Here is a 3,185-nt window from a genome sequence, read left to right as displayed (position 1 = left end):
CCAGGACGACGCACATACCCCCGCGCCAACCCCACCCCCGCCACATACAACTCCCCCACCACACCCGGCGGAACCAGCCTCAACCCCCCGTCCAGCACATAGGCGCGGCTGTGGGTGACGGGCGCGCCGATCGGCGGGGTGCCCGTGCCGTGCAGGGGTTCGCTGAGGGTGGCGCAGATCGTCGCCTCGGTCGGGCCGTACGCGTTGATCATGCGGCGGCCGGGCGACCAGCGGGCCACCAGTTCGCCGGTGCCCGCCTCGCCCCCGATGACCAGGGTCTCCAGGTCGGGCAGGGGGACGGGCGGGACGCCGGCCAGCACCGTCGGCGGGACCAGGCAGTGGGTGACGCGCTCCCGGGCCAGGAAGCCGGCGAGCGCGTCACCGCCGAGCGGGCCGGCCGGCGGCACGACCAGGGCGGCGCCCGACGCGAACGCCATCAGCGTCTCCATCACCGACGCGTCGAAGCTGGGCGAGGCGAGCTGGAGCACCCGGCTGCCGGGGCGCAGGCCGAAGCGGGCCACCTGGGCGGCGGCGAGGGCGTGGAGGCCCGTGTGGGTGACCGCGACGCCCTTGGGCGCGCCGGTGGAGCCGGACGTATGGATGACGTAGGCGGGGTGCGCGGGCCGCAGCGGGGCGCGCCGGTCGGCGTCGGTCGGGTCGTGGTCCGGCTGCCCGGCGAGGGCGCGGAGCGTGGCGTCGGAGTCCAGCACGAGGCGCGGCGGGCCGTCCGGCCGCAGCCCGCGGGCGGCATCGGCGGTGGTCACGACAAGGGCGGGGGCGGCGTCCCGGAGCAGGTACGCGATCCGCTCGGGCGGCAGCGCGGGGTCCACGGGCAGGTGGGCGGCGCCCGTCTTGACCACGGCGAGGGCGGCCCGGACGGCCGTGGCGGACCGCGGCAGGCAGAGGGCGACGATTTGCTCCGGGCCCGCGCCGTGGCCGATCAGGAGGTGGGCGAGGCGGTTGGCGACGGAGTTGGTCTCCGCGTACGTCGCCGTCGTGGCTCCTTCGACAACGGCGGGCGCGTCGGGCTCCCTGGCGGCCCATTCCTCGAACAGCGCGGGGAGAAGTCCCGTGGGAAGGCCGCCGGCCGGGCCGCTCCACCGGTGCAGCAGCAGGCGGCGCTCGCCCGCGGAGAGAATGTCGGCCTGGCCGATGGGCCGGTCGGGCCGCGAGACGACCGCCGTCAGGAGTCGGCGCAGCCGTACGGCCATGGTCTCGACGGTGCCGCGGTCGAACAGGGCGGTGGCGAACTCCACCGAACCGTCGATCCCCGCGGGCCACCCACCGGGGGCCCGGCGTTCGGTGAGGCGGAAGGAGAGGTCGAACTTCGCGGTGCCGGTGTGCGCGTCCTGCTGTTCGACGGCCACCCCGGGCAGGGCCGGAGCGTCGCCGGGCGCGGTGTCCACGGCCAGGGCGACCTGGAAGAGCGGGTTGCGGCCGGCGGAACGCCCCGGGTTCAGCGCCTCGACGAGCTGCTCGAAGGGCGCGTCCTGATGCGCGTACGCCCGCAGGTCACGCTCCCTGACCCGCCGTACCAGCTCGTGGAACGACGGATCGCCGGAGGTGTCGGTGCGCAGCACGAGGGTGTTGACGAAGAAGCCCACGACGTCGTCCAGCGCGGCGTCGGCGCGGCCTGTGACGGGGGTGCCCAGGGGAATGTCCGTCCCCGCTCCGAGCCTGGTCAGCAGCGCCGCCACGGCAGCCTGCACCACCATGAACACGCTCGCCCCGTGCTGCCGGGCCAGCTCCGTCACCCGGCCGTGCGACTCCGCGTCCCAGTGGAACGGCACGACCCCGCCCCGGTGATCAGTGTCCGTCCGCCGCGTACGGTCGTACGGTAGCGCCAACTCGCGTGGGGCGCCGGCCAGTTCCGCCCGCCAGAACTCGATGTTCCGTGCCGCTTCGCCGGCCTCGCCCAGCACCTCGCGCTGCCACAGCGCGAAATCCGCGTACTGCACCGGCAGCGCGGCCCAATCCGGCGCGCGACCACCCAGCCGCGCCGCGTACGCCGTCGCCACGTCGCGCCACAGCGGCGCCATGGACCAGCCGTCGGCGGCGATGTGGTGCACCACGACCACCAGCACCGACTCGTCGTCGGCGCACGGGAACAGCTCGGCGCGGAACGGGGGTTCCGTCGTCAGGTCGAATGCGTGGCGCGTCGCGCGGCGTACCGCGCTCCGCAGCGTGTCGACGGACCGGCGCGCGGCCGGGGCCCGGACCAGGAAGGGGCCGACGGCCGGGCGCGGCACCTGGTACGGCTCGCCGTCCGCATCCTCCGCGAACACCGTACGCAGCACCTCGTGCCGCCGCACCACGTCCCCCAGCGCCGCGTCCAGCGCGTCGGCATCCAGCGCGCCCCGCAGCCGCAGCACCAGCGGCACGTTGTACGTCGCGCTCGGCCCCGTCATCCGGTGCAGCGTCCAGAGTCGCCGCTGGCCGGGCGACAGCGGCACCCGGGCGGGCCGGGGCAGCGGGCGGAGTGCCGGGCGCGGGCGCGCCGCGGTGGCGAGCCGAGTGGCCAGGGCCGCGGCGGTGGGCGTCTCGAAGACGGCGCGGAGGTCGAGTTCCGCGCCCAGGACGGCACGCACCCGGTTGACCAGCCGGGTGGCGAGCAGGGAATGGCCGCCGAGGTCGAAGAAGTTGTCGTCGAGCCCGACCGAGGGCAGCCGCAGCACCTCGGCGAACAGGCCGCACAGCACCTCTTCCTCCGGCGTACGCGGCGCACGACCGGCCGGCGCCGGAGCGAAGCCGGGATCGGGCAGAGCCTGCCGGTCGAGCTTGCCGCCCACCGTCAACGGAAACGCGTCCAGCACGACCACAGCGGCCGGAACCAGGTACTCGGGCAACCGGGCACGCAAGAACTCCCGTACCGCACCCGGGGCGGGAGCCGGACCCTCCGCCCCCGGGTCCGCGGCCGGGTCGAGGGCCGGGCCCTCCGCGCCCGGACCGTGGGTCGGTCCCCCCGGTGCGGCAATCACATAGCCGACCAGCCGCGCGGCCCCCGAAGCGTCCCCGCGGACGGCGACGGCGGCCCGGGCGACGGCCGGGTGGGTGACGAGGACCGCCTCGACCTCGCCCGGCTCGACGCGAAAGCCGCGCACCTTCACCTGGTCGTCGGCCCGCCCGACGAACTCCAACCGCCCGTCAACCCGCCACCGCACCAGATCACCCGTCCGGTACATCCG

1 protein-coding gene is annotated in these 3,185 nt (G+C 75.8%); it reads right to left on the bottom strand.

The annotated features are described in order from the left end of the window. The coding region (locus ACH4EB_RS38600; RefSeq protein WP_398353212.1) for a condensation domain-containing protein at window positions 1–3,161 on the bottom strand (3,161 nt) is incomplete at its 3' end. Window positions 3,162–3,185: the final 24 nt, after the last annotated feature.

It is taken from the genome of Streptomyces sp. NPDC018045 (assembly GCF_044327445.1).
GTDB lineage: Bacteria > Actinomycetota > Actinomycetes > Streptomycetales > Streptomycetaceae > Streptomyces.
This window is presented reverse-complemented; position numbering and strand designations above follow the sequence as displayed.